A 24,126-nucleotide genomic window follows, 5' to 3' on the forward strand; every position below is an offset into this window, starting at 1 on the left:
GGCTTCAGGCTTCAGGCTTCAGGCTTCAGGCTTCAGGCTTCAGGCTTCAGGCTTCGAGAGTGGGGCACGGCGGACTGCTGTCAAGCCTTGCCGCCGCTTTTGCCTGCCGCCTGCAGCCTGAAGCCGTCCTGAAGTTTCTCCGCGGGCATCGGCCGGCCGAGGTAGAAACCCTGCGCCTCATCGCAACCATGCTCACGCAGAAAATCCAGTTGCGCCTGGGTTTCCACGCCTTCGGCGATCACCGACATGCTCAGGCTGTGCGCCATGGCGATGATTGCCCGAGCGATCTGCGCGTCCTGCTCGCCTTCGGGCAGGCCGTCGACGAAGCTGCGGTCGATCTTCAGCACATCGATGGGGAACGCCTTGAGGTAGTTCAGCGAAGAATAGCCGGTGCCGAAATCATCGATGGCGATCGACGGCCCCAAGCGCTTGAGCGATTCAAGGATGCGCATCGCCTCGCCGACGTCCTGCATCAGGATGCTTTCGGTCAGCTCCAACTCCAGACAGGACGGCGATATCCCGCTGGCCTGCAAGGTTGCCGCGATGCGCTGGCCCAGCCTACCGTCGGCGAATTGTCGTGCGGAAAGATTCACCGAGACCTTCGGCACCGCCACGCCGTCCCGATGCCAAGCGGCAATCTGCCGACAGGCCTCGCCGAGCACCCAGTCACCGACATCCACCACGAGGCCCAGCTCCTCCAGTGCCGGAATAAAATCACACGGCGGTACCAGTCCGCGGACCGGATGCTGCCAGCGCAACAGCGCCTCGACGCCGGTCAGCGTCCGGCCGTCGGCAAGGAACTGCGGCTGATAATGCAGCACGAACTGGCGCTGTTCGAGTGCATGGCGCAGGTCGCTTTCCAACTCCAGGCGCTCGAGCGCGCTGGCATTCATCTCCGCCTGGTAGAACTGGAAGTTGTTCTTGCCGCGTTCCTTGGCGTGATACATCGCCGTGTCGGCGTTTTTCATCAGTTGGCTGATGTCGTCGCCGTCCTGCGGACTTAGCGCAATGCCGATACTGGCAGTAACAAAGAATTCGCGACCGGACAGTACAAAGGGCTCGGTCAGGCGGGCGAGGATGCGTTCGGCAACGTGAATCGCGCGGGTCAGTGCCTCGTCGCGATCGCCGCCGGGGTGCAGGAGAAAAGTGAACTCATCGCCGCCCATGCGCGCCACTGTGTCGTCTTCATCGACACACGAGGCCAGGCGCACGGCAACTTCCTTGAGCATACGGTCGCCGGCCGCGTGGCCGAGCGAGTCGTTGATCGGCTTGAAGCGGTCCAGATCGAGAAACATCAGCACCACCCAGCCACCGCGTCGCGCGGCGAGCTGCAGGCTACTGTGGAGTCGGTCCTGAAACAGCGTGCGGTTGGGCAACTGGGTCAGACCGTCGTAGTAGGCCAGGCGATGGATACGTTTTTCGCTGGCCTTGCGTTCGCTCATGTCGCTGAAAAAACAGACGTAGCTGACCAGATCGTTTTCGGCGTCATGGACGGCAGTAATGCCGATCCAGCAGGGATAGGTCTCGCCATCCTTGCGTTTGAGCCAGAATTCGCCCTCCCAGGTACCGGTCTGGATGATCTGGTTGCGCACGTAACCCATCTGAATGGCCTGCTGGCGATCCGCGGTGAGCACCGTCGGCAGCTGGCCCAGCACCTCGTCGGTGCCGTAGCCGGTGATGCGCGTGAACGCGGCGTTGACCTGCACGATGCCGCCCGCCGGGTCGGTGACCACAATGGCAGCAGTGGAATGGTCGAAGACCGTGGCGGCGCGGCGCAGCTCCTTTTCCGCCTGGCGCTGTTGGCTGATATCCCGGCCAATACACAAGGCCCCGTCGAAGCGGTTGTTCTCGTTCCAGATCAGCATGATCCGCAGCTCGATCGCCACCGCTCGGCCATCCGCCGCGAGGCAGTCGAAATACAGCGTCTGGCTCTGCAGGCTTTGCCCGAGTTCGGCGAGCGTCACCGGGTTGGCCGAGGCTTTGCGCACCTGGCGCATCAGGTCATAAAAGCGAGCGGCCTGGCGCGATTTGATCACCACTTGATCGAGACCGTGCTCCGCCGCCCATTCCGGGCTATAGCCGAGCACGGTTTGCACCGATGGGCTGATGTAATTGATGCGCACGGTGCTGTCGGTAGTGAAGATCACATCCTGCAGGCTGCCGGCCAGCATGCGATAGCGGCGCTCGCTGGCGCGCAGGGAGTGGCTGTGCTCGATGTTCGCCGTGACGTCGCGCGCGACTCCGATGAGGCGCCGGACCCGGCCCTGATCATCGCGCGACAGCACCTGCTCGCAGATACTGAACCAGCGCCAGCTACCGTCGCGGTGGCACCAGCGCAGCAGAGCTTCCTGCTCCACTCCGTCGGCTATCGAGCCGCGCAGCGCCAATAGACGCCAGATATATTCCTGATCGTCTGGGTGACTGATACGCAGCCAGAACGCGTTCGGGTCCGGCCCGCGCTCTTCTTCGCCGTAACCCAGACGAGTGGCCAAGTTGCTATTACTGAACAGCAACTTGCCGATCGACAGATCCTGAACGTAAAGCGTATCGGGAATTGCTCGGAGCACTTCGGACCAGAAACGCTCGCGCTCGGCCAGTGCGGTCTGCGCCGATTGTTCAACCGTTATATCGCGCATGACCCAGACGAAACCGGTTGGCTGCGTCTCGCCATCCAGGCGCAGCGCCCGGCGGGTCACGGAAAACAGGCGAGCCTCGCCATCTTGTATAAGCCGCAAGGCGTCGAGGCACAAATCGACACTGGAATTGGAGGCGTCGAACGCCAGCGGATCCAAGCCCGGCAACAACTCCTGCAATCGATAACGCGAGGCATCGCGCTTATTCAAGCCGAACATCGCCTCCGCGCGACTATTGAGAAACTGCAGCCGTCCGGAGAAATCACTGATGAGGATCCGCTCCTCGATGGCGCCGAGCGCGGTGGCCGAATAGCGCAGCGTCTGCCAATAGATCGCCATGCGACGCGGCAACGGGACGCGGGCGCAAGCCCGCGCAACGAACCGAGCTAAAGAAGCGAGCCTTTCAGGGCGGGACGCCAACGAGTGTGGAGGATCGATTTCGGCCAAGCGGATCGGACCTTGTCTGAGACGAGAGTAGCCATAAGCTGACACTTGAATGACTCAAGAATGCCTCGCTAAACGGCAAAGTGCCAGCATCGAAATCCCATGCCGGTGGTTTGCCCTGTCTGGAGCATTCCGGTAGCTTTGCCGAACTGTTTGACCTGCCGGCCGCGGCGGGATTCGCCTCCTTTTCTTTTTCTTCGTCACGGGCATTCGTCTCCATGGCTCAATACGTCTACACCATGCACCGGCTGAGCAAAGTCGTTCCGCCGAAGCGTGAAATCCTCAAGAACATTTCCCTGTCATTCTTCCCTGGCGCCAAGATCGGCGTGCTCGGCCTCAACGGCTCGGGCAAGTCCACCCTCTTGAAAATCATGGCCGGCGTCGACCAAGAGTTCGACGGCGAAGCCCGAGCGATGCCCGAGCTGAATGTCGGCTATTTGCCACAGGAACCCGAACTCGACCCGAGCAAATCCGTTCGCGAAGTCGTTGAAGAGGCCGTCAGCGTCATCAAAGATGCGCAGGCTCGCCTGGATGAGGTCTACGCGGCCTACGCCGAGCCCGACGCCGACTTCGACAAGCTGGCCGCCGAGCAGGCCAAGCTCGAAGCCATTCTGCAAGCCAGCGACGGACACAACCTGGAGCGTCAACTGGAAGTCGCCGCCGACGCCCTGCGTCTGCCGCCGTGGGATGCCAAGGTCGAGCATCTGTCCGGTGGCGAAAAGCGCCGCGTCGCGTTGTGCCGCCTGTTGCTATCAGCGCCCGACATGCTGCTGCTGGACGAACCGACCAACCACCTGGACGCCGACTCAGTGGCTTGGCTGGAGCATTTCCTCCATGACTTCTCCGGCACCGTGGTGGCGATCACCCACGACCGTTACTTCCTCGACAACGTCGCCGGCTGGATTCTCGAACTCGACCGCGGCGCGGGCATTCCCTACGAGGGCAACTACTCCGGTTGGCTGGAAGCCAAATCCAACCGCCTGGCGCAGGAATCCAAACAGCAGTCGGCCCATGAAAAGGCCATGAAGGAAGAGCTGGAGTGGGTGCGCAAAGGCGCCAAGGCGCGTCAGGCCAAGTCCAAGGCACGTCTGCAGCGCTTCGAGGAACTGCAATCGCAGGAATTCCAGAAGCGCAGCGAGACCAATGAAATCTACATCCCTGCTGGCCAGCGCCTGGGCGACAAAGTCATCGATTTCAAAAACGTGACCAAGGGTTACGGCGACCGCGTACTGATCGAAGATCTGTCGTTCAGCATGCCCAAGGGCGCGATCGTCGGTGTGATCGGCGGCAATGGCGCGGGCAAGTCGACGCTGTTCCGCATGATCATGGGTACGGAGCAGCCGGACTCGGGCAGCATCGAAATCGGCGAAACCGTGCAGGTCGCGTGCGTCGACCAGAGCCGCGATGACCTGGACGGCAGCAAATCCGTCTGGGAAGCGGTGTCCGGCGGCGCCGACATGATCCGCATCGGCAACTATGAAGTGCCGTCGCGCACCTATGTGGGGCGTTTCAACTTCAAGGGCGGCGACCAACAGAAGTTCGTCAAGGACCTGTCCGGCGGTGAGCGTGGCCGCTTGCATTTGGCGCTGACGCTGAAAGAAGGCGCCAACGTGCTGTTGCTCGACGAACCGTCCAACGACCTCGACGTGGAAACCCTGCGTTCGCTGGAAGAAGCGCTGCTGGATTTCCCCGGCGCGGCCATCGTGATCTCTCACGATCGCTGGTTCCTCGACCGGGTCGCTACCCACATCCTGTCTTATGAAGATAACGGCGAAATCATATTCTTCGAAGGCAACTACACCGAGTACGAAGCCGATCGCAAGAAGCGCCTAGGCGACGCGGCGTCCCAGCCGCACCGGGTCAAATACAAGAAGTTGGCCCAGTAACACGACCGATGACGGAGCCGAAAGGCTCCGTTTTCGTATGGGCTATAAGCAGATTGAGGCGCACCGTCGATTCCGGCTGGAATTCCCATGCGCTATGTATGAATGAACGTCTCGCATCAGCAACAGGCAGACCGGACGATAAGTCGCTTTTCCGTCAAGAGAAAGACACCCGCCCGCGCCAATCACGCACCAGAACGTGACATTTTTCGTTCCATATCGCACCTTCACGGTGCAAAAGTTGTTTGTTAGAGTCGCCGGCCAAAAATTCTAAATGGCTGCCACAGCGGTCGCCGAGGGCTCACATATGTACGAAACCGTTGACGCTTTTCTTGCCCGGCTAAAACAACGCGACCCCCACCAACCCGAGTTTCATCAGGCCGTAGAGGAAGTCGTTCGCAGCCTCTGGCCATTCCTCGAAGCCAATCCACGGTATATGCAGGCTGGCATCATTGAGCGAATGGTCGAGCCGGAGCGGTCAATCATCTTCCGAGTGCCGTGGGTCGACGATCAGGCACGCGTACAGGTCAATCGCGGCTTCCGCATTCAGATGAACAGCGCCATCGGCCCCTACAAAGGCGGCCTGCGCTTCCACCCTTCGGTCAATATCGGCGTATTGAAGTTTCTCGCCTTCGAACAAGTCTTCAAGAACTCCCTCACCTCGCTGCCCATGGGGGGCGGCAAAGGCGGCTCGGACTTCAACCCCAAGGGTAAGAGCGATAACGAAGTCATGCGCTTCTGCCAGTCCTTCATGACTGAGCTGTATCGCCACATCGGTGCTGATCTCGACATACCGGCAGGCGACATCGGCGTCGGTGGTCGCGAAATCGGCTTCCTCTTCGGCCAGTACAAGCGTCTGTCCAACCAGTTCACCTCGGTATTGACCGGCAAGAGCTTGTCCTACGGCGGCAGCCTGATCCGTCCGGAAGCCACCGGTTATGGCTGCGTTTATTTCGCCGAAGAAATGCTCAAGAACACCCACAGCAGCTTCGAAGGCAAACGCGTTGCCATCTCTGGTTCCGGCAACGTTGCGCAATACGCCGCGCAGAAAGTCATGGAGCTGGGCGGCCGGGTCGTTTCCCTGTCTGATTCGGGGGGCACGCTGCACTTCCCGGACGGCCTGACCGCGGAACAATGGGGCTATCTGATGGACTTGAAAAACGTCCGTCGCGGTCGGCTGGAGGAAATGGGCGCGCATTTCGGCGTGACCTATCTAGCCGATCAGCGGCCCTGGAGCCTGCCATGCGAGATCGCCCTGCCCTGCGCAACCCAGAACGAACTCGATGGTGAAGATGCACGCACCTTGCTCAAGAACGGCTGTATCTGCGTGGCCGAAGGCGCCAACATGCCGTCGACGCTGGATGCGGTTGATCTGTTCCTCGAGGCCGGCATTCTCTACGCCCCAGGCAAGGCGTCGAACGCCGGTGGTGTCGCCTGTAGCGGTCTGGAAATGAGCCAGAACGCCATGCGCCTGCACTGGAGCGCCGGTGAGGTGGACACCAAGCTGCACGGCATCATGCAGTCGATCCACCATGCCTGCGTTTCCTACGGCGAAGAAAATGGCCGTATCAACTACGTGAAAGGCGCCAACATCGCCGGCTTCGTCAAGGTTGCCGACGCCATGCTGGCGCAGGGTGTTGTTTAACGTAGCGGCAGTTGCGAGCCACAAGACCGTAGGGTGGGCCGGGCGGCGTTCCGCTTTAGCCCACCGCGGCAAACACCGAGCCCTGGAACACTGGCGGGCTGAAGCGGAACGCCGCCCGGCCCACGCTACTGGAGCGCTGCGGATCTTCAAACCTCATGTCAAGTTTTTCTACCAACTTCAAGTTTCAAGCTGCTTCATCGTCCAGCCTCCAGCGCTTTTATCGGCTTTCAGCCCCTACCAATAATTCTCTACCGCCACCTGTCCTGGCCTGCGGGTCAGTGCGAGGTTGAGATTGCGGGTCTTGAGGATAGCGCGCGTGTCTTCGATCATCTGCGGATTACCACAGAGCATGATCCGCGAATGCTCGGGTTCGAGCCGGAGTCCCGCGGCGCGTTCCAGCTCGCCGCTTTCGATCAGGCTGGTGATACGACCGTTTAGCGTCCCCGGCACGTCTTCGCGGGTAACGACCGGTAGATAAGTCAGTTTCGATCCGAGCCCTTCCAAATAGTCACGCTGCGGCAGCTCGTGAATCAGGTTCTGATACGCCAGTTCGGATGCGCTGCGCGCGCTGTAGACGAGGATGATCCGCTCGAAGCGTTGCCAGACCTCGAAGTCCTGCAGGATCGAAAGAAACGGCGCGAGGCCGGTGCCGGTGCCCAACAGCCAGAGATCGCGGCCATCGATGAAGCGATCTAGGGTTAGAAAACCGAATGCCTGCTTATCTACCAGCAACTCGTCGCCGGGGCTCAGGCGGCTCAGCTCGCTGGTGAATTCGCCGTCCGGGACCACGATCGAGAAGAAATCGAGAAACTCATCGTGCGGCGCCGAGACCATGGAATAGGCGCGCCAGACGATGCTGCCGCTGGATTTACGCACGCCAAGCCGGGCGAACTGGCCAGCGGTGAAACGGAAACCGGGATCGCGGGTAGTGCGCAGGGTGAACAGACTCGGCGTCAGCGTCTGCACCTCGAGCAGGCGCTGGCGGGTGAACTTCTCTTCGCTGACGGTCATACTTCTCTCCCTTCGCGGACATCTGCGGGTTCGAGGGGTTATCAGACCGCTGAAAAACGTTAGCGAGGAAGGCGCGCCTGCTGAAACAGCCGTTTTCCTAAATGAGCTTGCTGAGCTGTTTCTAACGCGGCATTGCCAACACAGATAGTTTTTCATCGGCTTGATCCTTTGATACTCCTTTCCGACGCCAACAAACACCGTCAGTTCTTATGCCTATTCTCGAAACCCCGTACGCCAGCCTCGACCTGATCCGCCAACCCGAACAACCGAACGAACCGCTGCAGGCTTTCGATGCAGCCGACGAGTATCTGCTGGCGCAGTTGCACGAGCAGGCCTTGCCGACCGGCACCCGGATACTGATCCTCAACGACAATTTCGGTGCCCTGGGCTGTTCGTTGGCTCAACAGGCGCAGGTGACCAGCAGCGGCGACTCGCACTTGGCGTACCTGGCGCTGCAGAAAAATCTGCAACGCAACGCGCTGGCTCCGGACAGCGTGACCTTCGTACCGGCCAGCGAAGTCGTGCAGGGCCCGTTCGACCGCGTGTTGATTCGCGTCCCCAAGACGCTGGCATTGCTGGAAGAACAATTGATCCGCCTGCAGAGCCAGCTGGCGCCGGGCGCGCAAGTGATCGCCGCCGCGATGATCAAGCATCTACCGCGCGCTGCGGGCGATTTGCTGGAGAAATACATAGGCCCGGTGCAGGCTTCCCTGGCGGTGAAGAAGGCGCGCCTGCTGACCGCTATACCCAGCAGCAAGCCGGCGTCAGCGTCGCCGTATCCGACCCGATATCGCCTCGATCAGCCCGGCATCGAATTGCTCAACCATGCCAACCTGTTCTGCCGGGACGATCTGGACATCGGCACGCGCGCCTTCCTCCCGCATTTGCCCAAAGCACTCGGCGACCTACGCGTGGCGGACCTGGGCTGCGGCAATGGCGTGCTAGGCATCGTCTACGCGCTGAGTAATCCGCAGGCGCAGCTGACGCTGGTGGACGAGAGTTATATGGCAGTGCAATCAGCGCAAGAGAACTGGCAAGCGATCCTCGGCGAACGCCTAGCCGATATTCGCGCCGGTGATGGGCTAGCCGAACAGCCGCCGGCGTCGCTGGATCTGGTGCTGTGCAATCCGCCGTTCCACCAGCAACAGGTGGTCGGCGATTTTCTTGCCTGGCGCATGTTCACCCAGGCCAAGGCCGCGCTGGGCAAGGGCGGCGAGCTATGGATCGTCGGCAACCGCCACCTTGGTTATCACCTCAAGCTCAAGCGGCTGTTCGGCAAAGTCGAGCAGGTCGCGGCGACGCCCAAGTTCGTCATCCTCCGGGCGATCAAGGCATGAGCGACACGCGCGTGACGATGAGCATCCAGCAATTCGCCGCGCACACTGGTCTGTCCGCACATACCCTTCGCTATTACGAGAAGATTGGCCTGCTGCGCCATATCGCTCGAGATGTCAGCGGCTTTCGTGTCTACAGCCCGCGCGATCTGGAGTGGATTGCCTTCATCCTGCGCCTGAAAGATACCGGCATGGCGCTGGAGGACATCATGACCTACGCCGATATGCGCGAGCGTGGCGAGCCGACATTGGCGGCGCGTCTGGCGCTGCTCGAAGCGCACGCGTTGAAGCTGCAGGAACGCCTGGAGCGTGATCGCGCCCACCTCGACGCGCTGCAGGCGAAGATCGAGCTCTACCGACAGCAAGTCGGCCCTTGACTTAGAGTTGACTCCAAGCCGCAGGCTGTTTCCTCCAGTCATTCGTGAGGAACGCTTCCATGCCTGCATCGACCCGCTATACCAATGGCTTGGCCATGCTCGAACAGATCGACGGCGACGCCGGACGCAAGGTTATCGATAGCCTGCAAGCCATCGCACCTGACCTCGCCCGCTACGTCATCGAATTTCCCTTTGGCGACATTTACCAACGACCCGGACTGGATCTGCCACAACGTGAACTGGCCACCGTGGCGGCGCTCACCGCCTTGGGCCACTGCCAGCCGCAACTGGCCGTGCACATTCACGGCGCACTGAATGTCGGTTGCACAGCGGAGCAGATCGTCGAAGTGATCATTCAGATGGCCGTATACGCCGGCTTTCCCGCAGCGCTCAATGGCATGAGTACAGCCAAGACGGTGTTCACCGAGCGCGGCGTGCTGCCGGGCTGATCCGTGCGCGCAGAACGCAGCACCGTAGGGTGGGCTTCAGCCCACCAGAACCACTAAATGATTATTTAGCTGGCGGTTCGGAGCGGCGCAGTGCCAGCGGTGCTGCGTGTTACTCTTTCCGGCCCTGCCCCGCCTGCGCACCCGCCTGATGTCCACTCACGCTAAATTGCTGTTGCGCCATCAACGTCCCTTCATCAAGTTCTGGTTCGCCCGCGTATTCACCGCCAGCGGTTTTCAGATGCTCGCCGTGGCCATCGGCTGGCACATGTACGAGCTGACCGGCAACGTGCTGGACCTGGGCCTGGTCGGGCTTGCCGAATTCTTGCCGCGCGCGCTGTTCATCCTTTGGACCGGGCACGTCGCCGATCGCTTCGACCGTCGTCGAGTGGCGGCGTTGTGTCAGGCCCTGCAAGGGCTGATCGCCTTGGCGCTAGTGCTTGGGGCCGGCGGCCTGGGTGTGACGCGCGAGATGATTTTCGTGCTCGCGTTCCTGCTCGGCAGCGCGCGGGCCTTCGAGGGGCCGGCCACCCAGGCGCTACTGCCGAGCCTGGTGCCGACCCCGCTATTCCCAGCCGCAGTGGCCGCCTCGTCTTCAGCGATGCAGACCGCGACCATCGTCGCGCCGGCACTCGGGGGCTTACTGTTCGCCATCGGCCCGTTGTGGGTCTATGGGCCGGTGGCGTTGCTGTTCGCCACTGCCTGCAGCCTTATGCTGAGCCTTCCGAAGCGTCCGGCACCGCCGAAACAGACCGGCCCAGCGATGGATAATCTGCTAGCCGGGATGCGCTTCATCCGCAGCCGTCCGGATATCTTCGGTGCCATCTCGCTGGATATGTTCGCCGTGCTGCTGGGTGGCGCCACAGCGCTGCTGCCGGTGTTCGCCAAGGATATTCTGCTCACCGGTTCCTGGGGCCTCGGACTGCTACGCTCGGCGCCGGCGGTGGGTGCGCTGCTGATGTCGCTCTGGCTGGCGCGCTATCCGATCAACCGTCGGGTCGGGCGAGTGATGTTCGCGGCTGTCGGTGTGTTCGGTGTTGCCACCATCGCCTTCGGCCTGTCGACATCGTTCTGGTTGTCGCTTGGCGTGCTGGTTGTGCTGGGCGCGGCGGACATGATCAGCATGGTGATCCGTGGCGCCTTCGTGCAGCTGGAAACCCCGGACGAAATGCGTGGCCGGGTGAGTGCGGTGAATGGGCTGTTTATCGGCGCATCGAACCAGCTCGGCGAATTCGAATCCGGCCTCACCGCGCACTGGTTCGGCACCGTACCCGCGGTGGTGATCGGCGGAGTCGGTACGCTACTCATCGCCGGTACCTGGATGAAGCTGTTCCCGACCCTGACCAACCGCGACCAGTTGCATCGCGATCTTGATTAAGGCGGCAGGCGTGGGCGCTTGAGTACTGCAAAGCCTTTCCGCTCTTGCGCTCTTTCCTGCCGCCTATAGCCTGCAGCTTGCAGCCGCTTTAGAGCAGCTTATCCATCGTGATTGGCAGGTCGCGCACGCGTTTTCCAGTGGCGTGATAGATCGCGTTGGCCACAGCCGCCGCAACGCCGACGATGCCGATCTCGCCGACGCCTTTGGAGCCGAGCGCGTTGACGATCTCGTCTTTTTCCTCGACGAAGATCACATCGATCTCGCCGATGTCGGCATTCACCGGCACGTGGTATTCGGCCAGGTTGTGGTTCATGTAGCGACCGAGCGTGTGATCGATCATGGTCTCTTCGTGCAGCGCCATGCCGATGCCCCACACCACCCCGCCCACGATCTGGTTGCCAGCCGTCTTCGGATTGACTATCCGCCCGGCCGCCACCGCGCTGACCACACGATTGACCTTGACCGTGCCCAGCGACTCGTCCACGCGCACCTCGACGAATACCGCCGAGTGTGTGGCCGTGGCGTACTCGTTGCGTTTCTCGCCCGGCTCGACACTCGCCTCGGCTTCCAGCATGCCGCTCACCGCAACGATCTGGCCGACCTCGACACTCGTTTCTGGCGCAGCCTTCAGGCGCATCTGCCCATCGACGAACTCAACGTCATCGAGTTTCGCCCCGGTGAATATCGAAACCGGTGACTGCTGTGCCGCATCCAGGAGTTTTTGACGGAGCTCTTCGCAGGCTTTCTGCACCGCGCTACCAACCGACGACACGGTGGCCGAACCGCCCTCCAGCGGCGCCTTGGACAGGTTTGAGTCACCCAACCGAAACTCCACCTGCTCCAGCGGCAAGCCCATCGCAGCCGCCGCGATCTGCGTCATGACGGTGTAGGTTCCGGTGCCGATATCCGCCGTGGCGCTGCTGACTACCAGCCGCCCGCCCGGCTCTATGCAGGCTTTGGCGCTCGCCGGCATTTGCATGGCTTCCCAGACGCCAGTGGCCATGCCCCAGCCGATCAGCTGATGGCCGTCGCGCATGCTGCGTGGCTCCATCGAGCGGCGCGACCAGCCGAACCGTTCGGCGCCCTGCTCGTAGCATTGGCGCAACTCCTTGCTTGAGTAAGGCTTGTCTTCGTTACCGTTGCGCTCGGCGTAGTTCTTCAGGCGCAGCGCCAGCGGGTCGATGGTCGCCGCATAGGCCAGCTCGTCCATGGCGCATTCCAGTGCGTATACGCCGATGGTTGCGCCCGGCGCACGCATATCCAGCGGCGTATAGACGTCCAGCGGCACCAACTGGTAGTCCAGCTTCACATTGGGGCATTGGTAAAGCATGCCCGACCACTCGACCTCGTGTTCGGTGAAGTCTTCGAAGGAGGATGTCTGGCCGATGGCCTGGTGGGACATCGCTTCCAGCTGCCCATTGGGCGCCGCGCCGATGGAAAGGCGCTGGATGCTCCGCGGACGGTAGCCGAAGGTGAACATCTGCTGGCGCTTCAAAGTAACCCGCACCGAGCGCTTGAGTTTCAGCGCCGCCATCACCGCCAGCGGCAACTGATACTGCGGGCGCAGGCCGGAACCGAAGGCGCCGCCGACGAAAGGCGAAAGGATGCGAATCTTGCCTTCCATGCCGAACACGCCTTCCAGATAGCGCATGCAATTTTGCACGCCCTGGGTTTTGTCATGGATTTCCAGCTTGCCGTCTGGCAGGTAGTGCACGGTGGACGCATGCGGCTCCATCGGGTTGTGGTGTTCGACCGGCGTGCTGTACTCCCGATCGAGCTTGAGCATGGCACCCCGCAACGCACTATCGACATCGCCGCGCGGCGGTGGCAAATCGGCGGGCGCCTTGTGCATGGTTTCCAACTCGCTCAGCAGATCGGTGCGATGCGGCTCTGGGACGTATTCCACGCGCACCAAACTGCCGGCGTAACGCGCCAGCTCGAGGTTTTCCGCGACCACCAAGGCGATCGGCTGGCCACTGTAGAGAATGCGATCGTTGAACAACGGGCGAAACGGCGAGCCATCGGCCGCGTCATCGTCCTCGTAGGGCTTGTCGTAACTGGCGATCGGCGGACGATTCTGATGAGTCAGCACCAGCGCCACGCCGGGCACCGCCTCGGCCGCGCTGGCATCAATACTGGCGATTCTTCCGCGGGCGATGCTGCTGTTGACCACGCTGCCATAAAGCAGGCCGGGCACATGGAATTCGCTGGCGTAGCGCGCCCGTCCGGTGACCTTGAGCGGGCCGTCGACGCGGTCGATGGGTTGGCCGAAAGGGGAATTGGCTGGTTTCATCGGGCGGCTCCTTTGGCGGCGACGGTCAGGGCACGAACGATGGCGCGCCGGGCCAGTTCGATCTTGAAGGCGTTGTGCTCGAAGCCGCTGGCGCCTTCGAGCAGAAGGTCGGCGGCGGCGGTGAACGCGGCTTCGTCTGCCGGCTTGCCCATCAATGCCGCTTCTGCTTCTGCTTTGCGCCAAGGTTTGTGTGCCACCCCGCCGAGGGCGATGCGTGCGCCGCGAATGCCAGCAGCGTCCATGTCCAGCGCCGCGGCTACCGAGACCAGGGCGAAGGCGTAGGAAGCGCGGTCGCGCAGCTTGAGATAGTGACTGTTGGCGGCAAAACCCTGCGGTGGCAACTCGACGGCCGTGATCAACTCGCCATCGACCAAGGTGTTGTCACGCTCCGGCTCGTCACCGGGCAAGCGGTGGAAATCGGCGAAGGCGATACGCCGTTCGCCCTGCGGCCCCTGCACATGCACCACCGCCTCCAGCGCGGCCATCGCCACACACATGTCGGACGGATGCACCGCGATGCAGGCGTCGCTGTGGCCAAGAATCGCGTGGATGCGGTTGAGGCCGTTGCGTGCCGAGCAACCACTGCCCGGCTCGCGCTTATTGCATGGCGTGGTGCTGTCGTAGAAGTAATAGCAACGGGTGCGCTGCAGCAGGTTGCCGCCGGTGGTGGCCATGTTGCGCAGCTGCGGCGAGGCACCGGCGAGTATCGCCTGGGACAGTAACGGATAGCGCTGCTCCACCAGCGGATGCCAGGCCAGATCGGCATTGCTCACCAGTGCACCGATACGCAAACCGCCGTCGGCGGTTTCCTCGATGTCGGCCAATGGCAGGCGGGTGATGTCGATCAGTTGACTCGGACGCGTGACGTTTTCCTTCATCAAATCGAGCAGGTTGGTGCCGCCAGCGATATAGCGACTGTCCGGGCGGAACTGGCCGATGGCTTCGTCGACACTGCCTGGGCGGGCGTAGCTGAACGGATTCATGGCATCACCTCCTGCGCTCCGCCCAGCCGCTCGCGCGTCTCGGGTGTCGCCTCTTCAATGGCCGCGAGGATGTTCGGATAGGCGCCGCAACGGCAGATATTGCCGCTCATCTGTTCGCGCACCTCGTCGCGGGTCTGCGCACGGCCCTCGGCGACCAGGCCCACCGCAGAACAGATCTGTCCCGGCGTGCAATAGCCGCACTGGAAGGCATCGTGTTTGACGAAAGCGGCCTGCATCGGATGCAGCGCCTCGCCCTGCGCCAACCCTTCGATGGTGGTCAACTCGGCGCCGTCGTGCATCACCGCCAGGGTCAGACAGCTGTTGATCCGCTTGCCATTGAGCAGCACCGTGCAAGCGCCGCATTGACCGTGGTCGCAGCCTTTTTTGGTGCCGGTCAGGGCCAGCTGTTCACGCAGCAGGTCAAGCAGCGTGGTCCACGGATAGACCTCGACCTGACGACTCTGCCCATTGAGTTGAAGGGTGATCGAGCAGGCGGCGATGCCCCCTGCGTTGGAAGCGTTTTCGCTCATGACAGCCTCACGGTTTGAAGGGCGCCTGGCATCTGTTCTATGCAGATTCGCCGGAAGCCTCAGGCATTTGGTGCGCTGTCCCTGCGTCTAGGGGTACGACTGCCAAGGCGAAAAAATCGTTCAGCCGGGTGGCGTGTGGAGCGCCGTGCGGCGAGAGGTTGCAGGCGAGCGCGATATGCCGATCTTTGATTCGCGAGGCGGCGCTGATGGGTTACGCAGCGTCCGGTCAGGTGATCTTTCTGACGGAAATTGCAACGCTGCTTCATCCACCCTACGAGACGATGACAGCCTGCCTGTAGAACGCGGCGAAGCGACAACGGACCTGTGGCGCAATTCATCCCGGCGCAGCGCCGGTGTAAGATGCGCGGCTTTTGCGGGCAACGCCCGGATAGGCTTTGCTGTAGCGAACAAGCTGCTCTCAGAAGCAGCAAACCCAACCGCCAAATCAACGACCGGCAACAAGAGGATTGACCATGCTGGAGAAGCTGTTCCAACTCAAGGCGCATAACACCACGCTGCGCACCGAGATCCTTGCCGGCCTCACCACTTTCCTGACGATGGCCTACATCCTCTTCGTCAACCCGAGCATCCTCGCCGAAACCGGAATGGACCACGGCGCGGTGTTCGTCGCGACCTGTCTGGCGGCCGCCATCGGCTCGGCCATCATGGGCCTGCTGGCCAACTACCCGATCGCGCTGGCGCCGGGCATGGGCCTGAACGCCTTCTTTACCTACACCGTGGTGTTGACCATGGGCTACACCTGGCAGACCGCGCTGGGTGCGGTGTTCCTGTCGGGTGCGATCTTCTTCCTGCTGTCGATTTTCAAGATTCGCGAGTGGATCATCCACAGCATTCCGCTGGCACTGCGTTCAGGCATCGCCGCCGGTATCGGCCTGTTCCTGGCGATCATCGCGTTGAAGAATGCGGGCATCGTTGTCGATAATCCCGCGACGCTCGTGGGCCTCGGCGACCTGACTGCGGGCGGGCCGCTGCTGGCCTGCCTGGGCTTTTTCCTGATCGCCGCGCTGGCCTACCGCCAGGTCACCGGCGCGGTGATGATTGGCATTCTGGTCGTTACCGGCCTGTCGATATTGCTCGGTCTGTCCGAGCTTAACGGCGTGGTCTCGATGCCGCCGTCGCTTATGCCGACGCTGCTTCAGCTCGACATTGCCGGCGCGCTGGATATCGGCCTGCTCAGCGTCATCTTCGCCTTCCTCTTCGTCGATCTGTTCGACACCTCCGGCACCTTGATCGGCGTGGCGCAGAAGGCCAATTTGCTGGACAAGGACGGCAAGATGCCGCGCCTGGGCCGCGCGCTGTTGGCCGACAGCACCGCGACCATGGCTGGCGCTGCGCTGGGTACCTCGACCACCACCAGCTATATCGAATCCGCAGCTGGCATCAGTGCCGGCGGGCGCACCGGCCTGACCGCCTGCGTGGTCGCCCTGCTGTTCCTGCTCAGCCTGTTCTTCGCACCATTGGCCGGAGCCGTACCGGCTTTTGCGACCGCGCCGGCACTGTTGTTCGTCGCGGTGCTGATGATGAGCAGCCTGGCCAATATCGACTGGGATGACCTCACCGTCGCCGCACCCGTAGTCATCGCCGCGCTGGCGATGCCGCTGACCTTCTCCATCGCCAACGGTATCGCCTTCGGCTTCATCGCCTGGACCGCCATCAAGCTGCTCGCCGGCCGCTGGCGTGACCTGAGTCCGGCGATGTGGATCCTCTCGATCCTGTTCGTGATCAAGCTGGGCTGGTTCGCGGGCTAAGGTACCTGCGGTATTGGTGGGCTGAAGCCCACCCTACAAATTATCCTGAGTACCGTAGGGTGGGCTTCAGCCCACCAATACCGCTCGAAGCAGGCCGGCGGCGCCCCGATAAAACCGGTGCGGCCGTACGGCCAATATCATCAGGCACCGTTGCCTGTAGGGTGGATGCCGCTTCATCCATCCACCGGGACCTGCATAAGGTGGATGAAAACGCGTCATCCACCCTACGAATATTTATACCAACTCAAAGAGTCACCAATGAGCCGTCCGCAATTCGACCCCGCCACTTACGACGCCCAACTCGCCGAGAAAGCCGCCCGGCTGGTCGAGCTGCTGGCGCCCTTCGACGCACCGGCTCCAGAGGTGTTCGACTCGCCGCGCGAGTATTACCGGCTGCGCACCGAATTTCGCCTGTGGCGCGAGGACGGCCAGCGCCATTACGCGATGTTCGAGCCCGGCGACAAGCACACGCCGATCCTCATCGACGAGTTCCCCATCGCCAGCCGGCGCATCAATGAGCTGATGCCGCAGCTGAAGGCTGCCTGGCAAGCCAGCGAGACCCTGAGTTTCAAACTGTTCCAGGTCGAGTTCCTGACCACGCTTTCTGGCGATGCGCTGATCACCCTCGCCTATCATCGGCCGCTGAACGACGCTTGGCAGGCCGAAGCCGAGCAGCTGGCCGCGACCTTGGGCGTCAGCATCGTCGGACGCTCGAAGGGCAAGCGCATCGTTATCGGCCGAGATTTCGTCACCGAGCAGTTGACCGTCGCCGGCCGGCAGTTCAGCTATCGTCAACCGGAGGGCGCCTTTACCCAGCCCAACGGCGAGGTTTGCCAGAAGATGTTGAACTGGGCACATGACGTGCTCGGCGAGCGCAACGACGATCTGCTCGAACTCTACTGTGGCAACGGCAACTTCACCTTGCCGCTCGCGACCCGCGTACCCAAGGTGCTGGCCACCGAGATCAGCAAATCCTCCGTGAATGCAGCGCTGGCCAACCTCGACGATAACGGTATCGACAACGTGACCCTGGTGCGTCTGTCCGCCGAAGAACTGACCCAGGCGCTCAACGAAGTGCGCCCGTTCCGCCGCCTGGCCGGAATCGACTTGAAAAGCTACGCCTTCGGCAGCGTCTTCGTCGATCCGCCCCGCGCCGGCATGGATCCGGATACCTGCGAGCTGACCCGCCGCTTCGAGCGCATTCTCTACATTTCCTGCAACCCGGAAACGCTGGCCGCGAATATCGCCCAGCTGCACGACACCCATCGCATCGAGCGTTGCGCGCTGTTCGACCAGTTTCCTTATACCCATCACATGGAATCCGGTGTGCTGCTGGTACGCCGCTAACTGCGACTCAGGCGACGTTTCGTCGCATCAACGCACATATGAAGGGAGCGGCTCCACGTCGGACGTTGTCCGAACAGATATAAGCCACTGTCATCTACTGCGAGCGTTGGTTGCCTATGCAAATCGAAGTACCGCCGTCGCCGGATAGCCGTGAAGAATTGATTGCGGATCGGCAAGCCCTGGAAATCCTCAACCGTATCGGCAGCCGGCTCGCGGCGGAACTCAACCTCGAAACCATGGTGCAGATGGTGACCGACGCCGGGGTCGAGTTGACCGGCGCTCAGTTCGGCGCCTTCTTTTACAACGTACAGAACGAAGAAGGCGTTACCCACACCCTCTATGCGCTAGCCGGCGTGCCTCGCGAGGCGTTCTCACGTTTCCCCCAGCCACGCGCGACGGCAATCTTTGCACCGAGTTTCGCCGGCACGGAAATCATCCGCTCCGATGACATCACTAAGGATCCGCGCTACGGCAAGAGCGGGCCGCACTTCGGCATGCCGCACGGCCATTTGCCTGTCACCAGTTACCTTGCGGTTCCAGTGGTGTCGCGTACGGGCGAGGTGCTCGGGGCGCTGCTTTTCGGGCACGAAAAATCCGCTGTTTTCACCGCCCGCCATGAATGGCTGATGGTCGGTGTGGCCGGGCATGCAGCAGTCGCCTTCGATAACGCACGGCTGCTTGAATCGGCGCAGCGCGAGATCACCGAGCGTCGGCGCGCAGAAGAGGCCCTGCGCCAGTTCAACGAGACCTTGGAAGCCCGTGTCGAAGCGCGTACCGCAGAACTCGAACACGTTCATGAGGTATTGCGCCAGGCGCAAAAGATGGAGGCTATCGGCCAGCTGACAGGTGGCATCGCCCATGATTTCAATAACCTGCTGCAAGGCATCGTGGGCTCGCTGGAAATGGCCAGGCGGCGACTTGGGCAAGGCCGCACGACCGAGCTGCCGCGCCATGTCGATGCCGCTATCGACTCGGCTCAACGCGCGGCCAGCCTGACGCATCGGCTTTTGGCCTACTCGCGCCGACAACCGCTCGCCCCGAAAACCATTGACCTCAACCGGCTGGTGGATTCGCTAGACGATCTGCTGCAGCGCACCCTCGGCGAAACCATCCGTATCCGTAAGGTGCTGGCCGATGACCTTTGGCTGACCCAGTGCGATCTGCACCAGATCGAAAGCTCGATCCTCAACCTGGCGATCAATGCCCGCGACGCCATGCCCGACGGCGGAACCTTGACCATCGAGACCGGCAACGTGCAGTTCGGCGCGCAGGAAGCGGCCGACGAGATGCAGGTCGCTGGCGGTGACTACGTCTGCCTGACCGTCACCGATACCGGCTGCGGCATGCCGCCGGACGTGATCGCGCGTGCGTTCGACCCCTTCTTCACTACCAAACCCATCGGCCAGGGCACCGGTCTTGGGCTGTCCATGGTTTACGGTTTCGCCCGCCAATCCGAAGGGCACACGGAAATCAAGAGCGCGCCCGACGTTGGCACCTCAGTGGCGGTATTTCTCCCGCGCCAGCATGCGATGCAGCTGCCTGAGGGTGTCGTCGAGCTGCCACAACAGGTGCCGCATCCGCTGCGGGGCGGTAGCGTACTGCTGGTGGAGGACGAGCCGACCGTACGTTCAGTCGTGGCGAACGTGCTGCAGGATATGGGCTACAAGGTTTTGCAGGCCCACGACGGCCCGACCGGGCTGGCGGTTCTGGAAACCGGCGTGCAGTTGGAGCTACTGGTCACCGACGTCGGCCTGCCTGGGCTGAACGGCAGGCAGCTGGCGGATCTCGCCCGGACCCGTCAGCCCGAGCTGAAGGTGTTGTTCATGACCGGCTACGCCGAGCACGCGCTGATGAACGGCAACTTCATCGGCGAAGGTCTGGAGCTGATCACCAAGCCGTTCTCCATCGAAGCCCTGGCCCGCCAGGTGGCCGCGCTGGTCAATCGCGAGATCCGTATTCGCGCCGCTACCTGAGCACGGTATCGAGCGCGGCGCCATTCAATTTTGATGCATCAGCTCTTCCAGCCGCCGCGCCGTTAGCCGCGGCGTTCCGCGGCCGGGCCGCTGGCGTCGCGGCAGCCACCGGACGCGGTGCCACGTTGCTTTGCTCGCGATCGCCGCTGCTGTTGGCCAGCAGACTTTCGGTTGCGGTTTGCAGATAAGCCTGCAGCTGCTGCGTCATCAGCGGGTCGATCTCCGCCTTCCCCAGCCTTTGCGCCTGTGGATGTTCACCGAACCGGTAGCGATACAGCCGCGGCTCCAGATCCTTTGGCTGCACCAGAATGCGGTCGCCCCGCACCATCGCCACGGTCTGGTCGTTGCCCGATGGCTTGATGATGCCGAAGCCCGGATCATTCGCCTCTAGCGCCAGCAGGTCGCGGCCCCAGCATTGGTGGCGGACCTCACCACCCAGCCGTCCCATGATGGTCGGCACGATATCCACCTGGGTGCCAACCACATCGCGGCGGCTGCCGAACGTCTTCGCGATGCCGGGCGCGATAATCAGCATCGGCACATGGAAGCGGTACAGGTCCATCTCAGTCAGCTGTTCGTTGGCGCCGAAACCATGGTCGCCGACCACCACGAACAATGTCTCGTCGAACCAAGGCATTTGCCGCGCCTTGTCGAAGAACTGCCCCAGCGCCCAGTCCGAATAGCGCATCGCGGTCAGATGGGCGTCCAGCGAACCGTGACCCTGGACCGGCTCGACCGGCAGCGGGTCGGGAAGCGCATAGGGCGTGTGATTGGACAAGGTCTGCAACAGCGCATAGAACGGCTCGCCATGGTTCAGTTGATTCAGTTCATCGACGGCCCGGTCGAACATGTCCTGATCGGAGACGCCCCAGGTCGGATCATCCACCACCGGGTCGACGTAATCGTTGCGGCCGATGAAGCGGGTCATGCCCTGGTTGCCGAAGAATCCGGATTGGTTGTCCCAGGCGAAATCGCCGTTGTAGACGTAGACATCATTGAACGCCCGCGCACTGAGCAACTGCGGCAGCCCGGAGAAACGCTGCCCGCCTTCGGGCGTCTGCATCAGGTACTCGAAGCCCGGCAGATTGGGGAAGCACGCCATGCTGGCAAACATGCCCTGATGGGTGTGGGTGCCATTGGAGAAGAAGCGGCTGAACAATAAGCCCTGTTCCGCCAGCCGATCGAAGTTCGGCGTGATGCCGTCCTGGCTGCCAAGGGCACCTACGAAACGGCCGGCAAAGCTTTCCATCAGGATCACCACCACGTTGCGCACCGGCAGGGTGCCAGTCGCCGGTGGCCGATAATCGCGCCGCACCGCGGCGGTCTCGGTGTCCACCAGCCGATCGTAGTCGGTCAGCAGCAGCTGACGAGTGATGTCTCTAGCCTGCCCGGCCGCCAGGGTCGGCTTCCAGACGTTGTCGCGATGGCTGGACAGCCGACTCTTGGCCGCGTTGTAGAGCGTCAGGCTGCCATTCAGACCGAGCTGGTTGGCGAACATCGAGTCGGTCGTGAAGGCATCGCCCCAGCGCAGCGGCGGACCCTGACGCAGCGTACCGCGCGCCGCCACCACGGACACCAGCACCAGCACGAAGACCACCGCCCCACGTGCAGCCCAGCCGGAGCCGGCGGGCTGGCGTGAACCACCGTTCGGTGACGTCCCAGCGCGCCGAGTCAGGCGCTCCAAACGGCCGAACAGCGCGAACATCAAGATACTCAGCACGCCCCAGGCCGCCAGCAATCGCAGCACCGGAAAACCGTGCCAAAGCATGCTCAGCACGGTGATCGGATCTTCCTGCAGATACTGGAACACCAGGCCGTTCAGCCGTTGATGAAACTCCTGATAGAAGTTCAGCTCGATCAGCCCAGCCAGGATCGCCACGCTAGCGCAAACCGTAAGCCAGTAGCGCAGCAGCCGCCGTGCCGCCATTGCACGCAGACTGAACGGCGCTAGCAGCAGCGGCACGAGGATGCACACCACGACGCGCGAATCGAAGCGCACGCCATTCACGAAGGCCTCGGCGAGGTTGGCGACCGACGCCGTTCCGATCAATTCATGGTTGAACAGCAGCAGGCCCAGACGCAGCAGGGTAAACATCAATAGCAGCGTCAGGGCGCTGGCGAGGGTGAAATAGAGGTGTTCGGCCAGCCCGCCCGCCCCGAGTTTGCGGCCGAAGGCGCGCGTGTTGGTGTTCATGCAAAAGGTCCTTGTCGGCCGGGAGGGTTACAGAAGGATTACCGCCCAGACCACGGCGATCAGGCTCAGCGCCAGCAATTGCGCGGCGCTGCCCATGTCCTTGGCTCGCTTGGATAGCGGGTGCAACTCGAGGGAGATGCGATCGACAGTGGCCTCGATGGCCGAGTTGATCAGTTCGATGATTGGCGCCAGCAACGCGACGGCGATCAGAATCGCCCGCTCGGCCCGGCTGACATCGACGACGAAAGCCAGCGGGATCAGCAGCACCGCGAGCAGCGCCACTTGGCGGAAGGCAGCTTCGCCCGCGTAGGCAGCTTTCAGGCCGGCCAGCGAATAGCCGCCGGCAAGCATGATCCGCCGCATTCCCCGGCGGCCTTTCAGCGCCTGCGCATCAGCGACGACCGGCACCAGATTTTCAGCGTCCATTTCCGCGCTCCCCGCCATCGGCGAAGGCAGCGTCATAGGCTTCCCTGAACAGCTGAAGATCGCTAAGCGGCATCTCGTCGCGGTGACGGTGCAGCTGGCGCAGGTCATGCGCAGAGGCCGCGCTACGGAGCAAGCGACGTCGGCTCTTTTCCAGATCCAGCAATGCGATCTCGACGCTGGCGCCGTCATCGCTCACCCGAATGAAGATGTGCTTGGGGTAGCAGCAACCGTGCTGCCAACGGTCGCGGTGCACGCGGCTAAGGGTAAGAGCGAGCTGCTGCAGCATTTGCCCGTGCACGGCATCGCCGTATTGCCGCTGTGCGCCGTCTCGATACCATGCATCGAGACTGACGAAGCCCTGCAAGGCTTTGGTGACCAGCAGCGCCTGCCAGCGGCCGCCTTCTCGGCTGGCGCCGCAGTAGACCAGCTCCGGCACGCGCACCCCGAGGCGCTCGAATGCGCTCAGCGCGCCCTGCTCACGTAACACCGTGGGCCGGCCGAAGGGATGCCGAAACGAGCGATACAGATGTCCGACCTGACGCTTGCAATAGAGCACAGGCTTCGAACGGTCGCGGGGCCGCAGAAGCTGCACGCCACTTTCACCGTCGCGGCGAAGATTGGGCGGCTCGACCCATTCGCCCTGAGTGTTCCACCAACGCTGAAACGTGTCGCTGACTTGGCTGTGGCTCGATAGAACGATCTGTCCGGCCATGCTCAGCCCCTTTTGCGCAACACATAGACCCGCCACATCGCGTAGCCGGGAAGGAAGTCGCTGTGTCCGACGATGTCGAAGCCGGCCTGACGAAACTCGGCCTCGACCACCGAGCGCTGCACGACGAAGCGGTTCTGATTGACCTTGGCCGGGCGACGACGCTCCAGGCGCTTGCGTTTCCAGGCCTTGTAGTTACCGTCCACCCACAGCGACAGAATCACCGTGTCGCGGCTGACCCGATGAAACTCACGCAGCATGGCCAGACGATGGACCGGATCGGCAATGTGATGCAGCAGACGCATACAGAAGATGCTGTCGACAGCGTTATTGCCCATGTCGATGGCGAACGCCGAGGTCTGGAAGGTTTCCACCCGATTGACCACGTCCAGCGGCTGCGCGGCCTGGGCGATCGCCAGCATGTCGGCGGAATTGTCCGCAGCGAAGATCATCCGGCTCGGGTGTTCGGCCAGCAGCGGCCAGAAACGCCCGGCGCCGCAAGGCAGGTCGAGCACCAGATCGGGGTCGCCGGCAAGTTTCAGCGCGCGCCGCGCCAGTTGCTCGTCACGCCAGTGCGACAGGCGTCGCGCGAGACCGTCCTGGTGTTTTTGCAGGTATTGATGGGCGTGCTCGCGGTCGTATTTGCGCGAGAACTCCAGTTCGATGGGGCTCGATCTCGTCATGGCGGGCGTTCCGATTAGAAGCAGAACGCCAAATTAGCGAGGCCGGGATCAAGGCTCTGTCAAAAGGA

17 protein-coding genes and 1 pseudogene are annotated in these 24,126 nt (G+C 62.3%); 9 read left to right on the plus strand and 9 right to left on the minus strand.

Annotation, left to right across the window (positions count from 1 at the left end; translation table 11 throughout):
* Nucleotides 1–80 precede the first annotated feature (80 nt).
* Nucleotides 81–2,636 (minus strand): annotated as a pseudogene (locus tag AC2LD7_RS14740) (sensor domain-containing protein); the annotation flags it as partial.
* Nucleotides 2,637–3,295: 659 nt separating this feature from the next.
* On the opposite strand from AC2LD7_RS14740, the gene ettA reads away from it, so the two are divergent.
* On the plus strand, nucleotides 3,296–4,963 hold the full coding sequence (gene ettA / locus AC2LD7_RS14745; RefSeq protein WP_484598542.1) for an energy-dependent translational throttle protein EttA: 1,668 nt from the start codon (nucleotides 3,296–3,298) through the stop codon (nucleotides 4,961–4,963).
* Nucleotides 4,964–5,267: 304 nt separating this feature from the next.
* Nucleotides 5,268–6,605, plus strand: coding sequence for an NADP-specific glutamate dehydrogenase (gene gdhA / locus AC2LD7_RS14750; RefSeq protein WP_484598486.1), 1,338 nt, complete (start codon nucleotides 5,268–5,270; stop codon nucleotides 6,603–6,605).
* A gap of 234 nt (nucleotides 6,606–6,839) precedes the next feature.
* On the opposite strand, the gene AC2LD7_RS14755 is transcribed toward gdhA, so the two are convergent.
* The gene (locus AC2LD7_RS14755; protein WP_484598487.1) at nucleotides 6,840–7,616 is read right to left on the minus strand and encodes a ferredoxin--NADP reductase; all 777 of its coding nucleotides are present in this window, start codon (nucleotides 7,614–7,616) and stop codon (nucleotides 6,840–6,842) included.
* Between the two features lie 209 nt (nucleotides 7,617–7,825).
* Between AC2LD7_RS14755 and AC2LD7_RS14760 the strand changes: the two genes are divergently transcribed.
* The 4 genes from AC2LD7_RS14760 to AC2LD7_RS14775 all read left to right on the plus strand — a co-directional run bounded on the left by AC2LD7_RS14760 (nucleotide 7,826) and on the right by AC2LD7_RS14775 (nucleotide 11,151).
* On the plus strand, nucleotides 7,826–8,953 hold the full coding sequence (locus AC2LD7_RS14760; protein WP_484598488.1) for a methyltransferase: 1,128 nt from the start codon (nucleotides 7,826–7,828) through the stop codon (nucleotides 8,951–8,953).
* Complete coding sequence (locus AC2LD7_RS14765; RefSeq protein WP_484598489.1) at nucleotides 8,950–9,327, plus strand: MerR family transcriptional regulator; 378 nt, start codon at nucleotides 8,950–8,952, stop codon at nucleotides 9,325–9,327. Before AC2LD7_RS14760 ends, AC2LD7_RS14765 begins: the two co-directional genes overlap by 4 nt.
* Nucleotides 9,328–9,386: 59 nt before the next feature.
* A complete protein-coding gene (locus tag AC2LD7_RS14770; RefSeq protein ID WP_484598490.1) occupies nucleotides 9,387–9,776 on the plus strand; it encodes a carboxymuconolactone decarboxylase family protein in 390 nt (129 codons plus the stop codon).
* Nucleotides 9,777–9,924: 148 nt separating this feature from the next.
* Nucleotides 9,925–11,151 carry an MFS transporter gene (locus tag AC2LD7_RS14775; protein ID WP_484598491.1) on the plus strand — a complete coding sequence of 409 codons (1,227 nt, stop codon included), beginning with the start codon at nucleotides 9,925–9,927 and terminating at the stop codon, nucleotides 11,149–11,151.
* 88 nt (nucleotides 11,152–11,239) lie between these two features.
* Here AC2LD7_RS14775 and AC2LD7_RS14780 read toward each other — a convergent pair whose 3' ends face one another.
* Genes AC2LD7_RS14780 through AC2LD7_RS14790 form a run of 3 tightly spaced genes read right to left on the minus strand, consistent with a single transcriptional unit; the run spans nucleotide 11,240 to nucleotide 14,957 of the window.
* Nucleotides 11,240–13,444 carry a xanthine dehydrogenase family protein molybdopterin-binding subunit gene (locus tag AC2LD7_RS14780; RefSeq protein WP_484598492.1) on the minus strand — a complete coding sequence of 735 codons (2,205 nt, stop codon included), beginning with the start codon at nucleotides 13,442–13,444 and terminating at the stop codon, nucleotides 11,240–11,242.
* A complete protein-coding gene (locus AC2LD7_RS14785) occupies nucleotides 13,441–14,427 on the minus strand; it encodes an FAD binding domain-containing protein (RefSeq protein ID WP_484598493.1) in 987 nt (328 codons plus the stop codon). The genes AC2LD7_RS14780 and AC2LD7_RS14785 overlap by 4 nt, the downstream gene beginning before the upstream one ends.
* Nucleotides 14,424–14,957, minus strand: a complete 534-nt coding sequence (locus tag AC2LD7_RS14790) for a (2Fe-2S)-binding protein (protein ID WP_484598494.1) — start codon at nucleotides 14,955–14,957, stop codon at nucleotides 14,424–14,426. Before AC2LD7_RS14790 ends, AC2LD7_RS14785 begins: the two co-directional genes overlap by 4 nt.
* Nucleotides 14,958–15,430: 473 nt before the next feature.
* On the opposite strand from AC2LD7_RS14790, the gene AC2LD7_RS14795 reads away from it, so the two are divergent.
* From AC2LD7_RS14795 to AC2LD7_RS14805, 3 genes are all read left to right on the plus strand, one after another.
* The gene (locus AC2LD7_RS14795; protein WP_484598495.1) at nucleotides 15,431–16,726 is read left to right on the plus strand and encodes an NCS2 family permease; all 1,296 of its coding nucleotides are present in this window, start codon (nucleotides 15,431–15,433) and stop codon (nucleotides 16,724–16,726) included.
* Between the two features lie 258 nt (nucleotides 16,727–16,984).
* Nucleotides 16,985–18,073, plus strand: coding sequence for a tRNA (uridine(54)-C5)-methyltransferase TrmA (gene trmA / locus AC2LD7_RS14800; RefSeq protein ID WP_484598496.1), 1,089 nt, complete (start codon nucleotides 16,985–16,987; stop codon nucleotides 18,071–18,073).
* Nucleotides 18,074–18,189: 116 nt separating this feature from the next.
* The gene (locus AC2LD7_RS14805) at nucleotides 18,190–20,046 is read left to right on the plus strand and encodes a GAF domain-containing hybrid sensor histidine kinase/response regulator (RefSeq protein ID WP_484598543.1); all 1,857 of its coding nucleotides are present in this window, start codon (nucleotides 18,190–18,192) and stop codon (nucleotides 20,044–20,046) included.
* Here AC2LD7_RS14805 and AC2LD7_RS14810 read toward each other — a convergent pair.
* Genes AC2LD7_RS14810 through AC2LD7_RS14825 form a run of 4 tightly spaced genes read right to left on the minus strand, consistent with a single transcriptional unit; the run spans nucleotide 20,039 to nucleotide 24,058 of the window.
* On the minus strand, nucleotides 20,039–22,240 hold the full coding sequence (locus AC2LD7_RS14810) for an LTA synthase family protein (RefSeq protein WP_484598497.1): 2,202 nt from the start codon (nucleotides 22,238–22,240) through the stop codon (nucleotides 20,039–20,041). The genes AC2LD7_RS14805 and AC2LD7_RS14810 overlap by 8 nt on opposite strands.
* Nucleotides 22,241–22,267: 27 nt before the next feature.
* Nucleotides 22,268–22,666, minus strand: a complete 399-nt coding sequence (locus tag AC2LD7_RS14815; RefSeq protein ID WP_484598498.1) for a diacylglycerol kinase — start codon at nucleotides 22,664–22,666, stop codon at nucleotides 22,268–22,270.
* Nucleotides 22,656–23,378, minus strand: coding sequence for a lipopolysaccharide kinase InaA family protein (locus tag AC2LD7_RS14820; RefSeq protein ID WP_484598499.1), 723 nt, complete (start codon nucleotides 23,376–23,378; stop codon nucleotides 22,656–22,658). The genes AC2LD7_RS14815 and AC2LD7_RS14820 overlap by 11 nt, the downstream gene beginning before the upstream one ends.
* Nucleotides 23,379–23,380: 2 nt before the next feature.
* Entirely contained in the window at nucleotides 23,381–24,058 is a 678-nt protein-coding gene (locus tag AC2LD7_RS14825; RefSeq protein WP_484598500.1) for a class I SAM-dependent methyltransferase, read from the minus strand.
* Between the last annotated feature and the right edge of the window lie 68 nt (nucleotides 24,059–24,126).

It is taken from the genome of Stutzerimonas sp. (assembly GCF_982611455.1).

Bases quoted from the DNA above. Each gene is read 5' to 3' on its own strand.
- ettA (WP_484598542.1), top strand. From the start codon at position 3,296: ATGGCTCAATACGTCTACACCATGCACCGGCTGAGCAAAGTCGTTCCG.
- gdhA (WP_484598486.1), top strand. From the start codon at position 5,268: ATGTACGAAACCGTTGACGCTTTTCTTGCCCGGCTAAAACAACGCGAC.
- AC2LD7_RS14755 (WP_484598487.1), bottom strand. From the start codon at position 7,616: ATGACCGTCAGCGAAGAGAAGTTCACCCGCCAGCGCCTGCTCGAGGTG.
- AC2LD7_RS14760 (WP_484598488.1), top strand. From the start codon at position 7,826: ATGCCTATTCTCGAAACCCCGTACGCCAGCCTCGACCTGATCCGCCAA.
- AC2LD7_RS14765 (WP_484598489.1), top strand. From the start codon at position 8,950: ATGAGCGACACGCGCGTGACGATGAGCATCCAGCAATTCGCCGCGCAC.
- AC2LD7_RS14770 (WP_484598490.1), top strand. From the start codon at position 9,387: ATGCCTGCATCGACCCGCTATACCAATGGCTTGGCCATGCTCGAACAG.
- AC2LD7_RS14775 (WP_484598491.1), top strand. From the start codon at position 9,925: ATGTCCACTCACGCTAAATTGCTGTTGCGCCATCAACGTCCCTTCATC.
- AC2LD7_RS14780 (WP_484598492.1), bottom strand. From the start codon at position 13,444: ATGAAACCAGCCAATTCCCCTTTCGGCCAACCCATCGACCGCGTCGAC.
- AC2LD7_RS14785 (WP_484598493.1), bottom strand. From the start codon at position 14,427: ATGAATCCGTTCAGCTACGCCCGCCCAGGCAGTGTCGACGAAGCCATC.
- AC2LD7_RS14790 (WP_484598494.1), bottom strand. From the start codon at position 14,957: ATGAGCGAAAACGCTTCCAACGCAGGGGGCATCGCCGCCTGCTCGATC.
- AC2LD7_RS14795 (WP_484598495.1), top strand. From the start codon at position 15,431: ATGCTGGAGAAGCTGTTCCAACTCAAGGCGCATAACACCACGCTGCGC.
- trmA (WP_484598496.1), top strand. From the start codon at position 16,985: ATGAGCCGTCCGCAATTCGACCCCGCCACTTACGACGCCCAACTCGCC.
- AC2LD7_RS14805 (WP_484598543.1), top strand. From the start codon at position 18,190: ATGCAAATCGAAGTACCGCCGTCGCCGGATAGCCGTGAAGAATTGATT.
- AC2LD7_RS14810 (WP_484598497.1), bottom strand. From the start codon at position 22,240: ATGAACACCAACACGCGCGCCTTCGGCCGCAAACTCGGGGCGGGCGGG.
- AC2LD7_RS14815 (WP_484598498.1), bottom strand. From the start codon at position 22,666: ATGGACGCTGAAAATCTGGTGCCGGTCGTCGCTGATGCGCAGGCGCTG.
- AC2LD7_RS14820 (WP_484598499.1), bottom strand. From the start codon at position 23,378: ATGGCCGGACAGATCGTTCTATCGAGCCACAGCCAAGTCAGCGACACG.
- AC2LD7_RS14825 (WP_484598500.1), bottom strand. From the start codon at position 24,058: ATGACGAGATCGAGCCCCATCGAACTGGAGTTCTCGCGCAAATACGAC.